The sequence below is a fragment of the Paraburkholderia dipogonis genome (genome assembly GCF_046027395.1).
Lineage (GTDB): Bacteria > Pseudomonadota > Gammaproteobacteria > Burkholderiales > Burkholderiaceae > Paraburkholderia > Paraburkholderia dipogonis_A.
In genome coordinates, this window is the sequence record NZ_JAQQEG010000022.1 from 46,122 (window position 1) to 65,456 (window position 19,335).

21 protein-coding genes are annotated in these 19,335 nt (G+C 60.5%); 11 read left to right on the forward strand and 10 right to left on the reverse strand.

Features of this window, described 5'->3' with window-relative positions; all coding sequences use genetic code 11:
• Nucleotides 1–55: 55 nt before the first annotated feature.
• Entirely contained in the window at nucleotides 56–889 is an 834-nt protein-coding gene (gene cysE, locus PQR32_RS22795) for a serine O-acetyltransferase (protein ID WP_408231943.1), read from the reverse strand.
• A 203-nt stretch (nucleotides 890–1,092) separates the two neighbouring features.
• Nucleotides 1,093–1,929, reverse strand: coding sequence for an RNA methyltransferase (locus PQR32_RS22800; protein WP_408231945.1), 837 nt, complete (start codon nucleotides 1,927–1,929; stop codon nucleotides 1,093–1,095).
• Nucleotides 1,930–2,281: 352 nt separating this feature from the next.
• Here PQR32_RS22800 and PQR32_RS22805 point away from each other — a divergent pair, with 352 nt between their 5' ends.
• The 5 genes from PQR32_RS22805 to PQR32_RS22825 all read left to right on the forward strand — a co-directional run bounded on the left by PQR32_RS22805 (nucleotide 2,282) and on the right by PQR32_RS22825 (nucleotide 5,968).
• A complete protein-coding gene (locus PQR32_RS22805; RefSeq protein WP_408231948.1) occupies nucleotides 2,282–3,085 on the forward strand; it encodes an inositol monophosphatase family protein in 804 nt (267 codons plus the stop codon).
• 210 nt (nucleotides 3,086–3,295) lie between these two features.
• Entirely contained in the window at nucleotides 3,296–4,594 is a 1,299-nt protein-coding gene (gene lplT, locus PQR32_RS22810) for a lysophospholipid transporter LplT (protein ID WP_408231951.1), read from the forward strand.
• Between the two features lie 466 nt (nucleotides 4,595–5,060).
• On the forward strand, nucleotides 5,061–5,339 hold the full coding sequence (locus tag PQR32_RS22815; protein WP_408231954.1) for a hypothetical protein: 279 nt from the start codon (nucleotides 5,061–5,063) through the stop codon (nucleotides 5,337–5,339).
• A gap of 29 nt (nucleotides 5,340–5,368) precedes the next feature.
• Nucleotides 5,369–5,617, forward strand: coding sequence for a hypothetical protein (locus tag PQR32_RS22820; RefSeq protein WP_408231957.1), 249 nt, complete (start codon nucleotides 5,369–5,371; stop codon nucleotides 5,615–5,617).
• Nucleotides 5,618–5,623: 6 nt separating this feature from the next.
• Nucleotides 5,624–5,968, forward strand: coding sequence for a hypothetical protein (locus tag PQR32_RS22825; protein WP_408231960.1), 345 nt, complete (start codon nucleotides 5,624–5,626; stop codon nucleotides 5,966–5,968).
• 549 nt (nucleotides 5,969–6,517) lie between these two features.
• On the opposite strand, the gene PQR32_RS22830 is transcribed toward PQR32_RS22825, so the two are convergent.
• The 3 genes from PQR32_RS22830 to PQR32_RS22840 are packed head-to-tail and all read right to left on the reverse strand — an operon-like array spanning nucleotide 6,518 to nucleotide 8,783.
• Complete coding sequence (locus tag PQR32_RS22830; protein WP_408231963.1) at nucleotides 6,518–7,255, reverse strand: hypothetical protein; 738 nt, start codon at nucleotides 7,253–7,255, stop codon at nucleotides 6,518–6,520.
• Entirely contained in the window at nucleotides 7,252–7,668 is a 417-nt protein-coding gene (locus tag PQR32_RS22835) for a hypothetical protein (RefSeq protein WP_408231966.1), read from the reverse strand. The genes PQR32_RS22830 and PQR32_RS22835 overlap by 4 nt, the downstream gene beginning before the upstream one ends.
• Before the next feature lie 8 nt (nucleotides 7,669–7,676).
• Nucleotides 7,677–8,783, reverse strand: a complete 1,107-nt coding sequence (locus PQR32_RS22840; RefSeq protein WP_408231969.1) for a hypothetical protein — start codon at nucleotides 8,781–8,783, stop codon at nucleotides 7,677–7,679.
• Nucleotides 8,784–9,907: 1,124 nt separating this feature from the next.
• On the opposite strand from PQR32_RS22840, the gene PQR32_RS22845 reads away from it, so the two are divergent.
• Nucleotides 9,908–10,240: a hypothetical protein gene (locus tag PQR32_RS22845; RefSeq protein ID WP_408231972.1), complete on the forward strand. Its 333-nt coding sequence runs from the start codon at nucleotides 9,908–9,910 to the stop codon at nucleotides 10,238–10,240.
• Nucleotides 10,227–10,580 (forward strand): hypothetical protein, encoded by a 354-nt coding sequence (locus PQR32_RS22850; RefSeq protein ID WP_408231975.1) that lies wholly within the window; start codon nucleotides 10,227–10,229, stop codon nucleotides 10,578–10,580. Before PQR32_RS22845 ends, PQR32_RS22850 begins: the two co-directional genes overlap by 14 nt.
• Before the next feature lie 197 nt (nucleotides 10,581–10,777).
• On the opposite strand, the gene PQR32_RS22855 is transcribed toward PQR32_RS22850, so the two are convergent.
• The 5 genes from PQR32_RS22855 to PQR32_RS22875 all read right to left on the reverse strand — a co-directional run bounded on the left by PQR32_RS22855 (nucleotide 10,778) and on the right by PQR32_RS22875 (nucleotide 15,424).
• Nucleotides 10,778–13,612 carry a lysozyme family protein gene (locus PQR32_RS22855; RefSeq protein ID WP_408231978.1) on the reverse strand — a complete coding sequence of 945 codons (2,835 nt, stop codon included), beginning with the start codon at nucleotides 13,610–13,612 and terminating at the stop codon, nucleotides 10,778–10,780.
• A 97-nt stretch (nucleotides 13,613–13,709) separates the two neighbouring features.
• Nucleotides 13,710–13,991, reverse strand: coding sequence for a hypothetical protein (locus tag PQR32_RS22860; RefSeq protein WP_408231981.1), 282 nt, complete (start codon nucleotides 13,989–13,991; stop codon nucleotides 13,710–13,712).
• Nucleotides 13,992–14,052: 61 nt separating this feature from the next.
• Nucleotides 14,053–14,415 carry a hypothetical protein gene (locus PQR32_RS22865; protein ID WP_408231984.1) on the reverse strand — a complete coding sequence of 121 codons (363 nt, stop codon included), beginning with the start codon at nucleotides 14,413–14,415 and terminating at the stop codon, nucleotides 14,053–14,055.
• 62 nt (nucleotides 14,416–14,477) lie between these two features.
• A complete protein-coding gene (locus PQR32_RS22870; protein ID WP_408231987.1) occupies nucleotides 14,478–15,029 on the reverse strand; it encodes a hypothetical protein in 552 nt (183 codons plus the stop codon).
• 32 nt (nucleotides 15,030–15,061) lie between these two features.
• Nucleotides 15,062–15,424, reverse strand: coding sequence for a hypothetical protein (locus PQR32_RS22875; RefSeq protein WP_408231990.1), 363 nt, complete (start codon nucleotides 15,422–15,424; stop codon nucleotides 15,062–15,064).
• Between the two features lie 120 nt (nucleotides 15,425–15,544).
• Between PQR32_RS22875 and PQR32_RS22880 the strand changes: the two genes are divergently transcribed.
• From PQR32_RS22880 to PQR32_RS22895, 4 genes are all read left to right on the forward strand, one after another.
• Nucleotides 15,545–16,753: a hypothetical protein gene (locus tag PQR32_RS22880; RefSeq protein ID WP_408231993.1), complete on the forward strand. Its 1,209-nt coding sequence runs from the start codon at nucleotides 15,545–15,547 to the stop codon at nucleotides 16,751–16,753.
• 26 nt (nucleotides 16,754–16,779) lie between these two features.
• Complete coding sequence (locus PQR32_RS22885) at nucleotides 16,780–17,034, forward strand: hypothetical protein (RefSeq protein ID WP_408231995.1); 255 nt, start codon at nucleotides 16,780–16,782, stop codon at nucleotides 17,032–17,034.
• A gap of 165 nt (nucleotides 17,035–17,199) precedes the next feature.
• The gene (locus PQR32_RS22890; protein ID WP_408231998.1) at nucleotides 17,200–18,750 is read left to right on the forward strand and encodes a helix-turn-helix domain-containing protein; all 1,551 of its coding nucleotides are present in this window, start codon (nucleotides 17,200–17,202) and stop codon (nucleotides 18,748–18,750) included.
• Between the two features lie 54 nt (nucleotides 18,751–18,804).
• Nucleotides 18,805–19,071 (forward strand): hypothetical protein, encoded by a 267-nt coding sequence (locus tag PQR32_RS22895; protein WP_408232001.1) that lies wholly within the window; start codon nucleotides 18,805–18,807, stop codon nucleotides 19,069–19,071.
• Nucleotides 19,072–19,335 lie beyond the last annotated feature (264 nt).

Sequence of the window (19,335 nt, forward strand, 5' to 3'; positions counted from 1 at the left end):
TACCATTAGCGCTGGCCGCTCGCGTGAACGGCGGTGTCGCCGCCTGCAAAAAGCGTTACCGCTCCGCCACCGCCCCTTCCACCTTGCCTGCGATCGCGGCCGACAACCGCCGCAGATCGAGCAACGCCGCATCCGCGCCTTGCAGTCCTTCGAGACTCGTACCGAGCCGCTCCAGCGCGTCGACGATTTCGTCGATGCGCTTTGCTTGCGTGGCGGCGTGATCGATCAGTCCGTGAATCGCCAGCGACACCGGATCGTCCGCGTTCGGCGTGATGCCGTATGCGCAGAAGCCGCTGCTTCCGGCGGAGCGCTTGATGTCGCGCGCGGCGCCCTTGGAACCGGCATCAGCGGCCTCTGAAACCATTTCAGCCGCCGCCGGCACGATGATCCGCGCCGGATTACCCACCGCCGTGCCACGCGCCGGCACGGGCTTGGTGACCACCGCGTTCGAACCGATCTTCGCGTCCGCGCCGATCGTGAAACCGCCGAGCACCTTCGCGCCCGCGCCGACGATTACGCCGCGCTCGAGCGTCGGATGCCGTTTCGCGCCACGCGTGAGCGACGTGCCGCCGAGCGTGACGCCCTGATAGATCGTGCAGTCGTCCCCGATCTGCGCGGTCTCGCCGATCACCACGCCCATGCCGTGATCGATGAACACGCGCCGCCCGAGCGTCGCACCCGGATGGATTTCGATGCCGGTCATGAAGCGCGCCATCTGCGAGATGAAACGCGCGAGCCAGCGGCGCTTCGCCCGCCAGCATGCATGCGCGAGCCGGTGCAGTACCAGCGCGTGCAGGCCCGGATAACACGTGAGGACCTCCCAGGCGCTGCGGGCGGCGGGGTCGCGCTCGCGGATCGTGGCGATGTCTTCGCGAAGTCTCGTGAACATGGCAGCAACTGTGTTGTGGGAGAAAGGGCCGCGCGCGCGACCCGGCGCGCACCACGGCATGGCTTGCCGCATAGCACCGCGGCAGCTTTGCTTAGAACGTTTTGGGGATTGTAGGGGGATTGCGGAAAACCTGCCGGAAGTCCACGCTGCCGGCGGGGTCGTCGCCGGCTATCGGGAAAGCGTTCAGAAACGGCATGCAGCGCTCAGGACGCGCCGCCATCCCTGGACTGGGTCTTCAACAGAATGTGTTTGGCGATGCCGCGCACGATATTCACTTCCTCGCGCTCGAGACCTGAACGCGCGAACAGGCGGCGCAAACGGGACATCAGTTTCTTCGGATTGGCCGGATCGAGAAATTCGAGCGCGACCAGCGCGCTTTCCAGATGCGTAAACATGCTTTCGATTTCGTCGCTCGCGGCGCGCGCGCCGGCCGGCTCGCTCTGCCCCGCAGCCGCCTGAAGCGTGCCTTGCGCCCCGTCCGTTGCGCTGTCGGCCGATAGATACATCGTGCGCAACTCATACGCCAACACCTGCACGGCCTGCGCGAGATTGAGCGAGCTATAGGCCGGATTGGCGGGAATATGCGCCAACGCGCTGCATCGCTCGACGTCCTCGTTCGACAGCCCCGTGCGCTCGTTGCCGAACACCAGCGCGATCTCGCCATGCACCGCCTGCTCGCGCGCGACGCCGGCCGCGGCGCGCGGCGTCCATTGCGGCGGCCCGTATTCGCGCAGCCGCGCGGTCAGCGCGATCGACCAATGCACGCCGCTCAGGGCGTCGGCGAGCGTCGGCACGACGTGCGCGGAGGCCAGCACGTCGTCGGCGCCGCTTGCCATGGCGATGGCTTCCGGATCGCTCTGCACGTGCGGCACGCGCGGCGACACGAGCACGAGCCGCGAGAAACCCATGGTTTTCAGCGCGCGCGCCGCGGCGCCGACGTTGCCCGGATGGCTCGGCTCGACGAGCACGAAGCGCGTCGAGGTGAAGCCCCCGCGCAATTCGGCTATGTCAGGATCGGAAGAATGGTGGGTGTGGTCCACGATGGAATTCTGCAAGCTAAAGACGCGTATGGTAGCGCCAACGCCGCAGCCAGTCCGATTTGCATGCAGGTGCGCTTGCCGATGCCGCGCAAAACCCGCGCAGATTACCCACCCCTCCCGCGAACGCTGCCGCGGCGCCCGGACTCAGGTAAAATACCGATATTCGCGTCCAGCTTTGCATGAGCGCCTCGTTCTTATCCAATTCGTCTCCGTCGGCGGAATGCGCACCGGGCCTGTACCGGGCGGGCGTTCCGTGCTGTTTCCGCGCCCCTTGGAGGGCGCCCAATTAGCGCAGGTTAGCGCTCATCTACCGGTCAGCAGCCGTGCTGCCCCGGCACAAGGATCCAGTCTCATGCATCCCATGCTCAATATCGCTGTGAAGGCCGCGCGCCGCGCGTCACAGATCATCACCCGCGCATCGCTCGACCTCGATCTCGTCCAGGTCAGCAAGAAACAGCACAACGATTTCGTCACGGAGGTCGACAAAGCGTCTGAAGCGGCGATCATCGACACGCTCAAGACCGCCTACCCCGATCACGCGATCCTCGCCGAAGAATCCGGCAAGTCGGATAACGAATCCGAATACCAGTGGATCATCGATCCGCTCGACGGCACCACCAATTTCATCCACGGTTTTCCGTACTACTGCGTGTCGATCGCGCTCGCTCATAAAGGCATCGTGACGCAATCCGTGGTCTACGATCCGACCCGCAACGACCTGTTCACCGCCTCGCGCGGCCGTGGCGCATTCCTTAACGACCGCCGCATCCGCGTGGCCAAGCGCGACCGTCTGGCCGACGGCCTGATCGGCACCGGCTTCCCATTCCGCGAAAAGGACGGCCTCGAAGCGTACGGCCGCCAGTTCGCTGAAATGACCGAAGCCTGCGCCGGCCTGCGCCGCCCGGGCGCCGCCGCGCTCGATCTGGCGAACGTCGCCGCCGGCCGCATGGACGGCTTCTTCGAGCAAGGCCTGAATGCGTGGGACGTCGCCGCGGGCAGCCTGCTGATCACGGAAGCCGGTGGCCTCGTCGGCAACTACACGGGCGATTCGGATTTCCTGCACGTCGGGGAAATCGTCGCGGGCAACGCGAAGGTCTACGCGCAGATGATTCCGATCCTGTCGCGTTATAGCCGCACGCGTCAGCAACCGGCTTAAGTCTTGCCAGCGTGACGCCGGTCCGGCACCGGCAACCGAATATGAACAAGCGGCTTCGGCCGCTTTTTCGTTGGCGCGCCTGCATGCAGCGGGCGTTCGTGCTACAAAGCGAAATGCCGCGCCGGCGCACTTCATTGCCGGCTGCGATTCGCGCGTTTTTTGCTGCGCCCTGCTTTGCGCCTGACTTGCGCGCAGCTCCCGACCCGCTTCATGAAAAAAGGCTTCTACACAATCATCGCGGCGCAGTTTATTTCGTCGCTTGCGGACAATGCACTGTTGATCGCGGCCATCGCGCTGCTCTCCGTGATTCGCTCGGCCGCCTGGGTCACGCCGCTCCTGCAGATTTTCTTCACCGTTTCGTACGTGCTGCTCGCGCCGTTCGTCGGCGCTTTCGCCGACTCGATGCAAAAGCGGCACGTCATGTTCATCTCCAACGCGTTGAAGGCGAGCGGCTGCCTGATGATGATCGCGGGCGTTCATCCGATGATTGCGTACGGCGTGGTCGGCTTCGGCGCGGCCGCGTATTCGCCGGCCAAGTACGGCATCCTCACTGAACTGCTGCCCGCGGAAAAACTCGTCAAGGCGAACGCGTGGCTCGAATCGGCCACCGTGCTGTCGACTATCGTCGGCACGATGGTGGGCGGCGCGCTGATCAGCACCTTCGCGGATAAATTCGTCGCGCACGCGCATCTGCCACTGATCCGCTCCTCCGCCGATCTCGCCATGTTCGCGACGATGGTGACTTACGCGATCGCCGCCGCGATCAACATCTTCATTCCCGACACCGGCGCGCGTTATGAGAAGCGCCTGAACGAACCGAAGAAACTGGTCGGCGATTTCTATCATTGCTTCAACGTGCTGTGGGCCGACAAACTCGCGCAGATCGCGCTGTGGGTGACCACCCTGATGTGGGGCGGCGCGGTCACGCTGCAATTGCTGGTGCTCAAATGGGCCAACGTGAACCTCGGGCTGTCGCTCTCGAAGGCGGCGGTCATGCAAGGAGTCACGGGGCTCGGCATCGCGGTGGGCGCCGCGGCCGCGGCCGCGCTGATTCCGTTGCGCAAATCGCTGCGCGTGTTGCCGGTCGGCATTCTGACCGGCGCGGTGGCGATCGCCATGGCGTTCTACAACAAGGACCTGTTCCCGCCGGGTTCAGGCATTCGCATCGGCACGTACGTGTTGCCGTTCTACATGCTGCTCGCCTATCCGCTGATGATCCTGCTCGGCGCGCTCTCGGGCTTTTTCATCGTACCGATGAACGCGATTCTTCAGCATCGCGGCGCGACGCTGCTGTCCGCGGGGCATTCGATCGCGGTGCAGAATTTCAACCAGAATCTTGCCGTACTGCTGATGCTCGGCGCCTATGCGCTGTTGCTCACCGCGAAGATGCCGGCGCAGTGGATCATCGTCGTGTTCGGCACCTTCATCACCTTCATGATGTGGCTGGCCAAGCGGCGTAGCGCGGTGAACGAACGCACGGTGGATATGCGGGCCATGGTGGAAGAATGACGCTGTCATGCAGGTGAAGCGGACGCGGCGCGGCTTGTGCGAGATTTGTCGCCGTGGCGTGGGGCTGCAATGTGGATTGGCGGTTCAGATTGGCCGTCCGGCCAGGGTCCGCTCGCCGCGCCGGCAGGTTAAACTCACGCCCTGAACAGCTAACGCAAGAAGATACCGAGGATGGGCATTCAAACCGCAGCGGCCAACGACGTCGCACAACACACGCCGATGATGCAACGGTGTTCCTGCCCTTCTGAATAACGGTTCGCGGACCGACTCATACGGCAACCTATACCGAAGAATGGGAGGCTCGCAACCGGATTCCGAACCAGCGAGCCCTAATTGGACCGTCCGGCGCGCGGGCTGTATGAACCGCCGACCGGGAATAATACCGAGCACCCCAAGCGCGAGAAGACCCATTGCAGCGCGGCGATGAACTGCCCTCGCCGACACAATTCAAAAAGAATAAATACACATGAAAACAAAACTAGCGATCGCTGGACTGACGATCCTCGCCGCTTGCACAACAGTCTCCGAAGTTACACCTGCCGGCGACGGACACTACACGGTTACAACTCAAGTCCGCGGCGGCATGACGCCGTGGGGCGAAGTAAAAGCGTCCAGCCTCAAGCGCGCCGACGAGTACTGCACTCAACATGGCAAGCAGATGCATCAGGTCGATATGCAGACGCATGGCGTTCGTGGGTGGACGCCACAGGAGGCAGAACTGACGTTCGCGTGTACGTCCGGGTAACATATTCGCTACCGCCGCTTGGAGGCGACATGCAGAATGCCCCGCTTTTCCACGTCCTGCTGGATCATCTTGAAACGATCGACACGCCGCCGATGGAAGTCCAGCGGTTCGTTAACCACTGGTCCAAACTGACACCGCACGGCCATCTTCCTTGCCCGGTGTGCTTCCTCAACCGCGAGGAACAGCCGCTCGTGCCATTGGGTGCACGGGCCAATCTTGAACCGGTGATTTGCAAGGCGTGTGGCACGCGTTACGAGGTTCCAATCGATGACAGGTAGCGCGGCATGACCGACTCCGGTGACGGCACACGCGCTGAATTGCTGTGCTACCTCGTCGTCGCGCAGCTTGTCGCAATGGCGCGCACCAGCGAATGGCTACGCACTGACCACCTCGTCGAATCAGGACGAATTTGGTGCAAGGCCAACGGCGCACGCTTCGATTGGCAGGAGCGTGTCCCGCTTGGACAACTCGCCGCAGAGATCGCGCCCCATGTTCGGGAAACGTTCGATCTCACCAAGGAACGGTCGTTGGTGCCGCTCTTTGCGGATGGCTGGATGCTCGACTATGAGTCGCCGGTGGTTTGCGGCATCCACGAGGTATGCGCGGCTCGACTGACGTGTTCGACCTAGTCGTCGCAGACATGCGGCGATCCGCGAGACCTGCGCCGACCCGCTCTGCTATCTGATGGTGTAATCAGCCTCACGCTTCAGAAGGCGCCACTTTAGAAAAAAGAGCACGCCTAAGAGCAGCCAACCGGCGCCCATAATAACGATCGACCGCCTCTCCGAATCAGCCTGGGAATTTAACGTCGCCTGAGTATCAGGACGCACTTCAAATATTGTCGCTCCCGACGCTGTGACGTTAGTTACAGTCCGGCCGCAATATTCAACATGAACAGCTTCGCCGACATGGCCTTCTACCTTGCGCAATGGGCTTGAGCCAGTCCCATCTGCGGTTCGATCAGGTATCACACTGCCCGCTCTGTCAAAGGGACATTTGTCGATCTGCACTTTCGAATACGAAATCGGTGGAATCTCGGCCACCAGCAGCACAAGACCCACCGCCAATGTCGCGAAAGCCCAACTTCCGTAATTCGCTGCCTTTTTTCGCGCCTCAGTCCTCATCGTCACCCCATTTTATTGTCGTTGCATCATGGGGCGAGACTCTGCCGAATACGCTTACGCCTTGACCACTTTTTTTCCGGTCACTCGCTTGGGAGCGACCGCGACGGTGGGAACTGAAACGGCCTTTGCCCTCGCGACATCAGCCGTCGTAGCCGAAGTTTCCTTCCTATCCTTAGGATCAAAATGCTGCTTCACGGCGATATGTCTAACTCGCATCGTGCGCCCAGACCCGGCATGCTTGTGTGTCGAAAAGAATGCCAAGTCATCACGCGTGTCGCATTTGGCTTCAGCATAGTCGGGCAGGCTTAACCCTTGTAATCGCGTCCGCCACTTTGCAAGGACGCCTGCACAGTCTTCCACTCTCACATATGCAATCAACGCACCCTGATCAGCGTTCGGGGTACCAGGGCAGTATCGAGTAGTGAGTTGATTGAAGCCCTTTTCGAGGTAAGCATAGTCACTATGAATTTTGGCCTCGCCCACCCATAGATAACCCGCCGAATGCCGAACGACAATATCAGAGTGGCCACCGATTTTCTCGTCGTGTGACGCATCGTACATCCGCGAACACAGCATGGCTATAAGTTCAGCCGTCAGACGATCTTCCCCGTCCTCGCTGCGCACATCGGGATCTTCTTCGATTTTGGCGATACACTGGTCAATATCGATATACAAGACGCGGACGAATTCGTCGTATGACGCGACGAGGAAGCGGTCCGCAAAGAGTGCCCATTCAGGCCGAATAGCGCCCAATTTTTGCAGATCTGCAAGTGACATCGAATCCAATGTCATTGCGCGCCCCCCAGCGAGTGAGCATCCTCACTGAGCACGAAGAACATGAATAGCGAACGTTCGAAGTCCTTGACTGGCTCACCTGTGCCGGGATGATAAAAAACTGCATCATGGCGAGCCTGCGCAACCTCCTCTACAGACACCTCCTCAATGAAATCATTGTCCGCGTCGATAAACTCAAAACGTGGATCAAGCAGATGCAACCGTCCGCCAGATAGATACTCGACAACTGGCAGGATATCGACTACTTCGGGAATACCGGCAATGCGTCCGAGTTGCCCGAACGTCACTCTGTTGACTTTTTGAGTATCCTTTCTGGATAAATAGTCCACAATTTCCACGCACGCGCGTCTGACCTCGGGCCTACGCCCAAGATCCTCTTCAATACGCGCAATGACGGCATCCTTTTCCACGTCAGGTTCTAATCAAGTTTGCTAAGGACCATCGCGAAATCCACCTCGTCCGAGCATCCGTCTATAACGGCATAGCTTACCCGGCTGTCTGCGCCGCCGGCAATGGAAAAATGCCCCGAGATTTCGAGGCTTGGGACGCGTATTTCATCTTTTGCCAGCCAGCCCTTACGGATCGAATACTCATCCGTATCGCCATCAATCGCCTCCATTCCATTCAGGTGAAAATCTTCCTTCCGAAGGTCAGATTTCCGACCCCGCATCCGTTCTTCCTTGATCGAATTCGTCGTCGTAGCGTGACCCAGCTTACTTACAAAGCCGTCCTTTTCAGCGTATAGCTTTGCGATCAGCGGGAAAAAGTTGCGCGGCAGGAGCAGCCACTTGTCGTTACCGAAACGCTCACCGAACGCGGCATTTAGGCGTTCGGTGTAAAAATTTCTTGCTTTCGCAAAATCATCGCGGGTCAGACGGCATGACATGTCGATATGGACCTCCACGCGACCGGTTGCGGGTCGAAAAACGATTGAGTCGAAGGCCTGTACGAATCCATTTCGAACACCAATGACTTCGTCGTACCCATCGAGCGCAGACCGCGCGCTACCATCAAGTGTATTGAGATCTATCGCTTCCCGTTTTCGGAATGCGCGTTTGCTACATACGAAAACTCGTGTCGTTCCGTCCGGATGGACCTGAACGTGACAAAAAACGCCGTTGAACGAAGCTCGTCGAATTTTCGAATCAGAGAGCGGCAAGGGAAATCGCTCGGAAAATTCGGAAGTCGTATCGACAAATTTTCCGATCTCACCAGCCGCAATTTTAGCTTCCTTGGGCTCTACATCGAAAATCGATACGGCCCGAGTACCGACCAAGAGCGAATCCAAGTAGATTGCCCTTGCTTCGTCCCGGCATTCAATCAGCCGATCCCTAGACGCAGAAAGTTCACCATATTTCACCAGCAATGGCGGCCAGCCCGTGGCCGTCGGCAGTTTGGCTGCTTTCAGCCTTGCCTTGACAAGCGAAACTGGATAGCACTCTTGCCGGCTCCTGAGTGCCTCCAGATACTGCAGGATCTCCTTTTTCAACTGCGCCGCGGTAGCGCCTTCGTCCCTCGCGTTCATTTTGCCCTCTCGGTCCTTGCCATTGTCTGATCAATTTCGGCACAAAGTTACCGCAATGAGCGAAGTTGGGAAAGAAGATTTGGCAAAATTTGCAGGTGCCACCCTACTTGATGCACAGCCACTAGGTCGGGCCCGTACAACCGCGCCGGGATATCATTGGAGGTACAAAAATTGTTAAACCACCGCGAAAGGCCCACCAGCCCTTGACGTGATTCAATCAGGCCACCTTGCATAGACGGCCGCACGACCGCATACAGACGCCACCCCAACTCAGAATACTGTACATTTATATAGTATTCTGAGTTGGCGATGCCAGCTGCGAATTGCATGAACTCGCCCCGCCAACGCGATCGCATGGCGGGCACTCTGGAGTGAGCACCGAGGCAACGGAGAAATCGAACAGTCTGATATTTGAAATTCAGCGACAACGCCTAATGCAGCAAATCGGCTCCATCGTCGACGCTAGCACAATGGAAGCGCGCTCCATCGACCCCGCTTTGGTTGACTCGGCCTCCCCGCTGACGACATTTCGGAGGAAGCTAGCCAGCGAAGTTGGACGTGTGGACGACCCGGCGCCGCCAGTCCGCTATGACGACATGAAGAACGTTGGTGATTGGAGTTGCCATGTCGAGGGCCGTTTCTTGTATGGTGTATGCGACACGGCTAACCCAATCGAAACGAGGAATTAGGCAATGCATTCCGCACTTGAAGCCTTCGAGCGGCGCTTCACGCGTCGGCTGTACGCGGTCGCTGTCGCGATCGTGGTCGCGCAAGCGCTGCTTCGGCACTTCTGGATCTGAGCGCCGCGTCTAAGTCTTCGTTGCGCTTCACGCACTACGCCATCATGGCCGCCCATATTTTCTCGGCTATCGTGCAGCGAAACCGACACTCACGCGATGGTCTCGCCGAGGAGAGAATCCTAGAGGAAACCACTAACGCAGCCATGATGCGCTTAGGGTAGGATCGCCAGCAGCAGCGACGGCACGAGCCGGTTAGTGAGTCCCTTACCAGCGTGGGGACGGCTGAAACGTTGGCATAGAGGGCGGCTTCGGTCGCCCTTTTCGCGTCTATACGTCGTTGACCTCATTCATTATTCAAAATTGAATCATCCCAGGGGAGCGGCAATGGACGAACAGAAAATTCGGCAGGTTGTTGCCCGTTTCGCCGTCGAGGCGGTCGAGATTCTCACGCCGCCGCGCGCACCGACGTTCATGGCCGCGCTCGAATTCGAATGCCGCCGCGCCAGCGCCGCGATCATCGGGCACCAACCGGACGCCGACGGCATGGCGCTCGCTCAGCAAGTCATGCTCGCGCTCAGGATAGACGGCGATATCCGGCTAGGCATCCGCACCGCGTTCATGCAGTTCGCCAGCCGCATCCTAGACGACAGGATGGAAGAAGCCGCCGCCGATCTGCGCGATGCGCTCATGGGGAGAATGCCGCATGGACGCGAATGAGGTGACCGTCAGGCAATTCTGCAAGTTCGTCTTCGACACGCGTGCCAACTTTCACGCTGGCATCGGGCCGCACGACCCACTGCCGCTCATTGAGACAGAGGCACGCCGGGTCTCGGCCATCATCACGCCGGCCATCAGCAAACGGTCGTGGTACGGCCTATGGCATGTCCTGAAGGAACTCACTGCCGAGTGCAATGGCGACCCGGTCGTGGCCGCGCTGCTGTACTTGGCGATTCAATGCACGAAGGCAGGGGACGCGCTCAATAGCGGCGAGGATGAGGCGGACGTGAAGCTCAGGCTAGATGCCTGCGTGCGGGATATGGCGAAGAGGATGGTCTAATGCGCGCGCTAGCCACGCCACGTTTCAGCGACGTTCACCCATGCGTACGGACGAAAAAAAGAAGGGCATCACTTGGATGCCCTTAAATCGGTTTTTGGATTGATACGCAGCGTGAAGCCGCCAGACCATGCTTGTGTCACGACGCGCAGCCGACGACGACGCTTTTGTTTGCGCGAACCGGGGCTTGTGCGAGGAGATTAGACGTTCGTATTGTTCGACGGCACCGTGACGCGATGCGTCATGCCGGAAGCACTCGGCGGATTGATCGTGGTGGACAGCTTCTTCGTCTTCGTGGAGCTGCCCACATTGGTTGTGTTCGACTGCTCGATAATGACCGTGACGCCACCGCCATCGGACCCGCCGCCATTTTCCTTCATGGTCTTTTCGATGTTCTGGATATAGTCGCGCGTTTCCTTCGGCGCGAACCTTTCCCAGTCGGCACCGTGCGCCTCATGCCGGACACCTTTCTTATCCGTGTAGCCGTTGATATCGTTATTCAGGTTCCCTTGGCCCCAGTTGTATGCGGCCAGCGTCTTGTCAAGGTCGCCGTGATTGGCCTGAAACAGGTCGCCGTACATATGCGCCGCGCCCTGCGACTCAGAGAGGAAGTCGCCAATGGTCACGCCGTAATGCTTCGCCTGCGCGTCGAGCATCTGGAAGTTTCCCTTCGCTCCCGCGCTCGATGTACGGTTATTGCGACCCCACGACGTTTCAGCGCCCCATACGCCATCGAGGAGACCCGCCGGCAGGCCGTACTGCTGCTCAAGCCCCGTCAGGCGCGTGCCGTAGATAGCGCGACGGCCAGAGTTGAATGCGCTAGAGCCCGCGTCAATCAGCTTGTCCCATGCCGTGCCGCCCGTCGCAGTGTGCAGGCCGTCCACGTCGGCGCGAGATACGCGCGAGTCTGCGATTGCTTGCGGCAAACTCTTGTCGGTCGGCTCCTGCGGCCCCACAAATTTCGGATCGACCGGGACGGAAATGCCCGCGCCCAGCTTGTTCACCATCCACAGCATGGCCTCCATACCCTTCTGCGCGTACGGCACGAGGCGCTCGCCGATCTGCGACTTGATGTTTTCGATGTTCGAGTCGATAGAGCGCTGCACGGTGGCACCGTCGTCGGATTGACCCTTGCCAGCGAGCGTGCGAACAAGCTCGTTTTGGAACTGCTGGAAGTTGCCGCTTTTCTCGGCCTTATCTAGAACGTCGAGGTCGCCCGGCTGCATATCCTTGCGGTTTCGGATCGCGTCAGGTCCAGTACGGTAGAGCTTATCGAGGTCGTCAAACGAACCGGCCTTCGAGATACCGGCGATGGCCTGCAGGCCGCCCTCGCGCATGTCGCCAAGGCCGACCCCAGCGTTCTTCAGCATCGTGGCGATGCCGTTGTGGTCCGACGTGCTCGCGTTCGCCAGGCTGGCCGCGTCGCCGAGCGACTTCAGGCCGAACATGTTCTTTACGGCGTCAAGCTCCATTTCGTAGCCGAACTGGCCGCGACCGGAGTAAGCCTTGTCGAGACCCTGCATGGTAACGGCGAGGTTCGAACCGGCCGGCCCCTTGTACTGGCTATCCCAGTCTTTGACGCCGCGGCGCGACATGAAGCCGGAAACGTCCTGATTGTCGAGGCCGTTCGAGAACAGGCCGCCCTCTGCGCGAAGCTGCGCGCGGATCGGGTCCATGCCGAACTGCTGCAGCAGGAAGTTCTTCGTCGCCTCAGTGCCGCCCATATGCTGCATGGCAGAGTTGGCTTGACCGAGGATCGAAGAGGCGTGGTCCGCCGTCATATCGCCGGTCAGCATCGAGCCGTAGGCGTTCCCGAAATGGTTGAGATTCGGGTTGACCGCATTGAAGCGATTCTGCGAGGCAGCAAAGCCCTGCATGGCCTGCATGACTTCGCCGGGCGTCGCCTTACCCTGCGCATTGACGATGGCTTCAGCGAGCGCAGTCGCGAGTTCCTTGTTGTTCTGGCGATTGTTGAGACGATCCATCCCGGCGACGAAGTTGACGCCTTGGCTAGGCTGCAGGCCGTACGCGCGAGCGAGGTCGCCGCCCGATACCGTGGCCGCCGCGAGTTCGCTGGGGGTGCGATACAGGCCGCCGCTCGCGCTGTTTGCGCCCTGTTCGAGCTTCAGGAACTCGCCACCAGCCACGCCGATCTGTTGCCCAAGGTAGCGGGAATCGCCAGTGAGTTCGCCAAAAGAAATTCCGAGATCGCCCATGCTGCGCTTCAAAAGGTCAGCCGACTCGTTCTGATCCTTCGCGAGTTGCATGCCTTCAGCGGCCAGCTTGCCAAGGGCCTCCGCACCCTTATAGGCCATGAACGCGAGCGCAGCGGGGCCAGCCACCCTAGCCATACCCATCATGCCAGCGCCTTCTGCGGCAGCACCTGCGCCCGCCTCAATACCCGAAGAAGCAGCTTCGCCAGCAACGCCCGCGCCGCCACCCATGCCGCGACCGAACGACGATGCGCCCTTGCCGATTCCGCGCCAAATCTTGCGACCCCATCCGCCGCCACTTTCCTCGCCGCCACCACCGCCACCAGAAGCCCCGCCAGCGCCACGCGGGGGACGACGGCCACCGCCACCACCAGCACCACCGGAGCCGCCTGCGGACCCGCCGGCACCGCCACCACCCGGCGTAGGCGCAACGGCGTTGCCGTTCGCATCTACATCGTTCGCCAGCGTGGGATCGAGCGCCGAGCCGCGAACAGAGTGGAGGAAAGCTCTGTCGCGCATGCGCTGCGCCGCGCGAGGATCGGTAGAAGTCTTCGACCAGTCGATTTGCGAGATATGCAGCCCGCTCTGCCCGGAGTTCTTAAGGGCGTTGCGAACCTGCGCGGAGAGCGCTAGGGTCTGCTGAAACTGGCGATTTACGAGCGCGAGGTCGCGCGCCATCGTCTTTACGTCGGTCGGTTCGAAGCGGAGCTTTTGATTGGCCGCCACCGCCGCGCCGAGTTTGTTCATGGACGCGGTGATCTTTTGAATGGCGGCGTCCACGCCACCTACGTTTGCTCCGACTCCAATCTTCACGTCAGCCATTTTTCAGCACTCCGAATGCTTGTTAGATAGCCTTATCGTGGCGTCACTACAGAGGGCGCGGACCAATGAAAAAGCCCCTAATTAAAGGGGGCTTTCTTCACTCTTCAGGACCCCAATCGTCAGGGGCTACTTCCAACTGTGCGACGGGTTGCAACTGTGCGACGGGTTGCTTCACTGGCTTTTCGGCAACTGGCACGGCAGATTCTGCAGGTTGCTCACCGCGAGCGGCCGCTGCGGCCTCTTCAGCTTCCGCCTCTGCGATGATCTGTTGCATGTAGGCGTCTGCTGCGCCCTCGTCATCGTCGTCAAACTCCAAGCCGGTCTTATTTTCCTCGTAATGGTAGGCCCAATATTCACACTCAATCGCTTGAGGCGTCATTGCGAGGAAACGCTCGTCGGTCGGAGCAAGGCAGTACGTCTTACGGAACCATAGCTCGTAACTATGCGCTAGCGCCCGCCCCTGCGACTTCGCTTCCTTGCGTCTGTTTGCGACGAAAAGAGCCCTCCTTTGCGTACAGCGCGGTTACGATTTTCACGACGGTCTTCTCGCAATCGTCGTCCATCAGCGGATCGAGTGCGTCGATATTGAACGTATCCGGAGAGGACACCATCAGCGTTTGCAGCGTCACCAGCGCCAGCGCAAACGTGTCCCACATAAAGCCTTCCGGCGAGTAGTTGCCTTCCGTCAGGACGTTGTAGCGGCTGCGGATTTTGGGGCCGTCAGCAATGGTGCGGCGAGCGAAGACGAAGCGGCCAATGCCTTCCACGTCCACGTTGAAATCGGTATCGCTTGAAGTGCGCATGATTCTACTTATAAAGAAGTTGAGAGAGCCGCGCTAGGCGGCCCGGGACACGTTGCGAATGGTTAGCCGACTTGGCTGTTGACAACGATGTTTTTCAGCAGCGGGCTCGGCGTGTACAGCGTGAAGACCGACGTACGGCCGACCTTACGAAGATGCGGCTTATTCAGTACCTCAGCGTCGATCGTTGCAAGGTGGCACGCGAGACGCGCTTGCACGGCGTGGCACAGCTTGGCATCGAGTTCGGCGATCACGGCATCGAGTTCGCGCGCTTGGATTTCGGCCTCTTCCTTGTGGGCGGTTGCTTCAGCCGAGCGCAGGGCAGCGGTGGCGTCGGACACGGCCGCATTGCCGGTATTGAGGGCAGCTAGCGACTGGCTCAGAAGGTTCTGAATGTCGGCTTGGTCGTCTTGCGACAAACGCAACCGCATCGCCCACTTGCCAGCCGGATCGCCGCTCTGCTTCGTTTCGCGCACGGCTTCCTCGCCGCGCGCACGCGCTTCAGTGAGGCGCACCAGCAGCGCGGAATTCGCATCCGCTGCAGCCTGAAGCGACGTGCCTGCTTCGGTATGAGCAGCGCGTGCGCGAGCGAGGTTGTCGAGTGCTTGAGTGGTCATCGTAAATACTCCTATTGGTTCAATGATCGGGCTTAGATGAAACTCGAACGGGTATCGGGAATGGTGCGGACGGTCAGATGAGCGCGCATAGCATCGAGGCGCGCATTGCGGGCCTCCTGCAGCGTTTTCGATGCCGAGCGAATAGCAGCCTCGCGCTCGGCAGCGGCGGACCGCTCAGCTGCGCGTTCGGAGGCTTCTGCTGCAGCCTCTTCGTCGGCGAGGCGCTGCGCTTCAGCCTCAAGCTCGCGGACGTACTCGCGAAGTTTGGCAGTAGGGTCGCCAGCAGTGAGCGCCTTCGTGAGCGCCGCGCGGGCGGCTTCGATCTTCGCCTTCAGGTCTTCGCGCATGTCAGCCCCCGATTGGTTCGTGCGCTTCGTGTTCGGTTTGGTCGTCATTACTTATCCTGTTTCGACTTCAGCCATGCGATCACGGCTGTTTTGCTGTACTTCGCCGTCTTCGCATTCAGGCGGAACGGCTTCGGGAAATCTGCTTCTTTCCCTGCGATGCGAGCCGCAGTGCTCTTTGATACGGACAGGATCGCGGCCACATCGCCGATGCTGATAAGGTCCTCGCCCTGCCCGGCCACGGTATCGCTCAATTGCGCACCCCGGGTTAGTTGGTCATTCGCGTCATTCGCGTCTCTTGATTCGACGGGCTCCACTATCGCGTCACGAATTTTTTCAGTGCAAAAGAAAACAATCGCGCCATTCGCGTCATTCGACTTCCCGGATTTGAAGTCGGGAAAGCCGCCCGGCCGCCCGCAATGTGTGTTCGTGACCGCACGATTTCGCTTGACGAACGTCGTCAAAACCAACGCGGGGACGCCCGCAGGAGAATCACATATGCACCCCATGTTTTCCAGCCGGGAGCAAGACCTAGCGGCAACGCCAACGCATCAGGCGTTGCTTCGCAATTTGGGCCTCTCTGGCGGAACCCCGTTCGGCAAATCCGAGCAGCACAGGCAGCTATTGAACTCGCTGCTACAGCAGTCGGGCAACACGCACGCCGGGTCGCATGCACCGGCACGTGTCCACAGCCAGATCGCGCGCAGCAGCAAGTCCGCTATCGACCGCGAAGCAGAGCGCAAATTCGGCAAGCGCACACAGCGCCAGCGCGACCGTCGCGACGACGATGAAACCCTGGATCGCATGAGCCGGGCACGCGAGCAAGACGGTACGTGCAGCCTCTCGAAATCGACCGCGCCCGGCAGCTTCAACCGCATGCGCAAGCGCTTTCAGGCGGCCCCGTCGAACCTCATGCACAAGGCGCTCATGAGCGACGAACAGATCGCGGCGGCCACGTTGTCAGCACTGGCGGCAATGTACGGCCAGCGTAGCGCCGAGCCCGCCGTATCGGATGCGTTCGACTTCGAAGAAAAATTCGGCAAGGGCTTCACCGCGCACGCCAGCGAGCCAGTAACGATCCGTGCCGCCGTCAAGCCGCGCACAGCCGCAAAGCCGACGGTCGCGAGCGTTAAGCAGTCGCTCGGACGCGTGCAAGCGATGGTCAAGAGCCTCGGGCTCGACGGCATCGGCGAGAACGCTGCGCCGGTTGTTCCGCAGCCGCAACGCTTCACCGCCGAGCAGATCGAAGCGGCCACAGCCGCATGCTTGGCAGCCGGAAAATGCACGGGGGCGCAAGCCGCGACCATCAGCACATACATCGCCATGGGCTCGATGCCGCCGCCCGAATTAATGGCGTGCCTCACTGGCGAAGCCGCATAACACCACACCATCAAAGGAGTATCACCGTGAAGTTTGAAGACGTTAAGCGCATCGTCGGCGCACACGAAACCCTCGCTAAGAGCCTTCCCACCGGCCCAGTGCGCGGCCTTCGCATGGCAGCGCCGCAGTACACCACGCCGCAAGTGGAAGCCGCTGCAGGCGCTGCCCTCGCACACGGGGCCATCGATGCACAATCCGCCCAGGTGATCGCCAACAGCCTCGCGCTTGGTGGCGTGGGCGCAGTTCCCAGCATGTTGATGGCGAAGCTGCGCGGCGAGTAATCCGCATTGCCTAAGAGTCAGAAAAGCCTCGGTTATCCGGGGCTTTTTTGTTGGTTCGGGGCGTCCCTGCAACACTCATAAAAGATCGGTAGACATTGCGATTCAGGAGCTTTGCGGGAAAAGTTCGTGACACCGGAATAGAGCCCTGAGCACAAAGGGGTGAGCATGGCATACACGGTACATGAGCAAATCGGGCGCAAGATTCAACTGGCTGCACCCATGCGCATCGAGGAAGTTGTCATGCGCTCGAACGATGCCTACCCCGATCTTCCGCCGACCTTCCATTGCCGCCCTCTGCTCGCCGACATCACGCTTAGCGCGTGCGCTGCCAACTATGCGCGCGGACTGTCCAATTGCCTCGGTTGTCCCGTCGGAAAAGAGAACGCATCCGGCGAGACGCCAAAGCCCATGCGCGCAGAGCCGGGCAAATCCTTCTATTCGAACCGCCCCGCTATGGCGTGCGTGCGCTGCGGAAAAACAGGATTTGAACGGTCGTCGCGCCTCATCGGTCGCATGCGGTTGGTCCACAGGGTAGCTCTCTGGCTTCCCGATTCGGTTGACGCTCTCAGCGTGGACGTTTCCTGTTTCAACCGCGAAACCGAAGTGAAAATTGGGCGTAATAGCAAAGGGGCCAAGCCTGTTCGCCATGCCAGCTTGCGCGAAGCGGTGGCAACGTACCGCGTTGGAAAAAAGCTCTACAGAGATATCGCCATTGGCATGCGCGCCTCTGTCAATGAGGTTCGTCGGCTGCTCGCACGCGGATATCCGGATGCCGCAGTGAAGCTCATCAAAGTCAGCTTCAACGGCACGGCAGCCGACCTTAATTCAGACGACGATCCCATCTACCTTACCGGCATAGCGAAGGGTGCCAACGCCCTCGCCTATGTGAAGAATGCCGACCGCGCACAGCAGGCAGACCTGGATGAAATAGGCGGCGACCCGCAACCAGAGCGCAAGCCGAACGCGAAGACGCATGAGCAGATTGCCGAAGAGTTAGGCGTCCATCGCAACACGGTGCGATACCGCCTGAAGACGCGCGGAACAGTCGAGCCGACGCTTGACACCAATGGCTCGCCGCTGCAGCTAAACAACACGTCAGGCGTCAACGGCGTTTCATGGTCAGAGAGTTCAAAGGCTTGGGCTGCTCACGGGTCTCTGTCTGGCCGCACCATTTATCTCGGCGAATTCAGCACGATTGAGGAGGCGGCGGCGGCTCGCGCGGCGTTCGACTCGCGCGAGCACGGGACCATCGAGCCGCGCGAGGAAACCTGCGCCGATTGCGGATTCGGCACCGACATGGCCGAATTCATCGAATGGCTCGGCATCGCTGCATGGGAGCGCAAGCCCACTGCGCCGTCCGCACGCGTTGGCGACGCCATCGCATTGCCTGAAGTCGCCGAGCCCGTCAGCGAGGCGCAGGAAAAGCCCGCTGAAGTCATCGCACCGACCGTAGAGTCGGAAGCCTTCAGCGCTCCCGCACGCGACCCCGTGGCCGAATCCGTCAGCAAACTTGAGGCCATTGAAGAGGTGCGCCCGCTCACCCGCAAGGAACGCCGCGAATATGCCCGGCTTGAGGCAAAGATCGCCAAAAAGCAATTGCGCGCCGCGCAGCAGACGGCGAAAAAACACATGCCAGCGACGAAGGCGAAGGCCACGGTAATCGCGTCGCGCGCCTTGGCGATCTTCGATTCAATGGGCGCGCAGGCTGGCAAATGATGCCCGCGGCAACGTGACGCGACGATAGACCGCACGCTACCCAATGAGGAACCCATGAGCAATACCATCCACACAACCACCCTGCGCGGTGAACGCAGGAGCGTCGAGCGCCTGAAGAAAGAGCTGATCTTCGACAGCGTCATGCAGCACTACTTGACGGCTGGCGCAGTACTGCACCACGTTCCGGACGCCAACGAGCCCGGCGACGCGTTGCGTTGGTCGCTGGCACTCGCCGGTCTGGCGTACAGCGACAGCGCGAGCGAGGAGGCTTGGGCGTGCGGCAAGCCAACGACCTCGCCGGGCGCACGTTCGGGCGGCTGAAGGTTGCCTCTCACGCCGGCAGCCACGAGCGCGGGAAAGGCAAGTGGGCGTGCCTCTGTGGCTGCGGCAATGCTGCCGTGATCGTCGGCTACATCCTGGGAGTCGCGCTGCTCAATGTCTCTGATCGACTGATCCGGAGCGGCCTAACTCGCAAGTATTGGCACGACGGCCGTTTGGTCACATGGCGCCCAGCCCATTGTCCGAGAAACCGTACCAGTCCACAGAGCGGAAGGTGGCGGATGTCGACCACGTCTAACACGTTAC

Bases quoted from the DNA above. Each gene is read 5' to 3' on its own strand.
- PQR32_RS22870 (WP_408231987.1), bottom strand. From the start codon at position 15,029: ATGACCACTCAAGCACTCGACAACCTCGCTCGCGCACGCGCTGCTCAT.
- PQR32_RS22860 (WP_408231981.1), bottom strand. From the start codon at position 13,991: ATGACGCCTCAAGCGATTGAGTGTGAATATTGGGCCTACCATTACGAG.
- PQR32_RS22840 (WP_408231969.1), bottom strand. From the start codon at position 8,783: ATGAACGCGAGGGACGAAGGCGCTACCGCGGCGCAGTTGAAAAAGGAG.
- PQR32_RS22875 (WP_408231990.1), bottom strand. From the start codon at position 15,424: ATGACGACCAAACCGAACACGAAGCGCACGAACCAATCGGGGGCTGAC.
- lplT (WP_408231951.1), top strand. From the start codon at position 3,296: ATGAAAAAAGGCTTCTACACAATCATCGCGGCGCAGTTTATTTCGTCG.
- PQR32_RS22850 (WP_408231975.1), top strand. From the start codon at position 10,227: ATGGACGCGAATGAGGTGACCGTCAGGCAATTCTGCAAGTTCGTCTTC.
- PQR32_RS22815 (WP_408231954.1), top strand. From the start codon at position 5,061: ATGAAAACAAAACTAGCGATCGCTGGACTGACGATCCTCGCCGCTTGC.
- PQR32_RS22890 (WP_408231998.1), top strand. From the start codon at position 17,200: ATGGCATACACGGTACATGAGCAAATCGGGCGCAAGATTCAACTGGCT.
- PQR32_RS22820 (WP_408231957.1), top strand. From the start codon at position 5,369: ATGCAGAATGCCCCGCTTTTCCACGTCCTGCTGGATCATCTTGAAACG.
- PQR32_RS22865 (WP_408231984.1), bottom strand. From the start codon at position 14,415: ATGCGCACTTCAAGCGATACCGATTTCAACGTGGACGTGGAAGGCATT.
- PQR32_RS22830 (WP_408231963.1), bottom strand. From the start codon at position 7,255: ATGACATTGGATTCGATGTCACTTGCAGATCTGCAAAAATTGGGCGCT.
- PQR32_RS22855 (WP_408231978.1), bottom strand. From the start codon at position 13,612: ATGGCTGACGTGAAGATTGGAGTCGGAGCAAACGTAGGTGGCGTGGAC.
- PQR32_RS22895 (WP_408232001.1), top strand. From the start codon at position 18,805: ATGAGCAATACCATCCACACAACCACCCTGCGCGGTGAACGCAGGAGC.
- PQR32_RS22845 (WP_408231972.1), top strand. From the start codon at position 9,908: ATGGACGAACAGAAAATTCGGCAGGTTGTTGCCCGTTTCGCCGTCGAG.
- PQR32_RS22805 (WP_408231948.1), top strand. From the start codon at position 2,282: ATGCATCCCATGCTCAATATCGCTGTGAAGGCCGCGCGCCGCGCGTCA.
- PQR32_RS22825 (WP_408231960.1), top strand. From the start codon at position 5,624: ATGACCGACTCCGGTGACGGCACACGCGCTGAATTGCTGTGCTACCTC.
- cysE (WP_408231943.1), bottom strand. From the start codon at position 889: ATGTTCACGAGACTTCGCGAAGACATCGCCACGATCCGCGAGCGCGAC.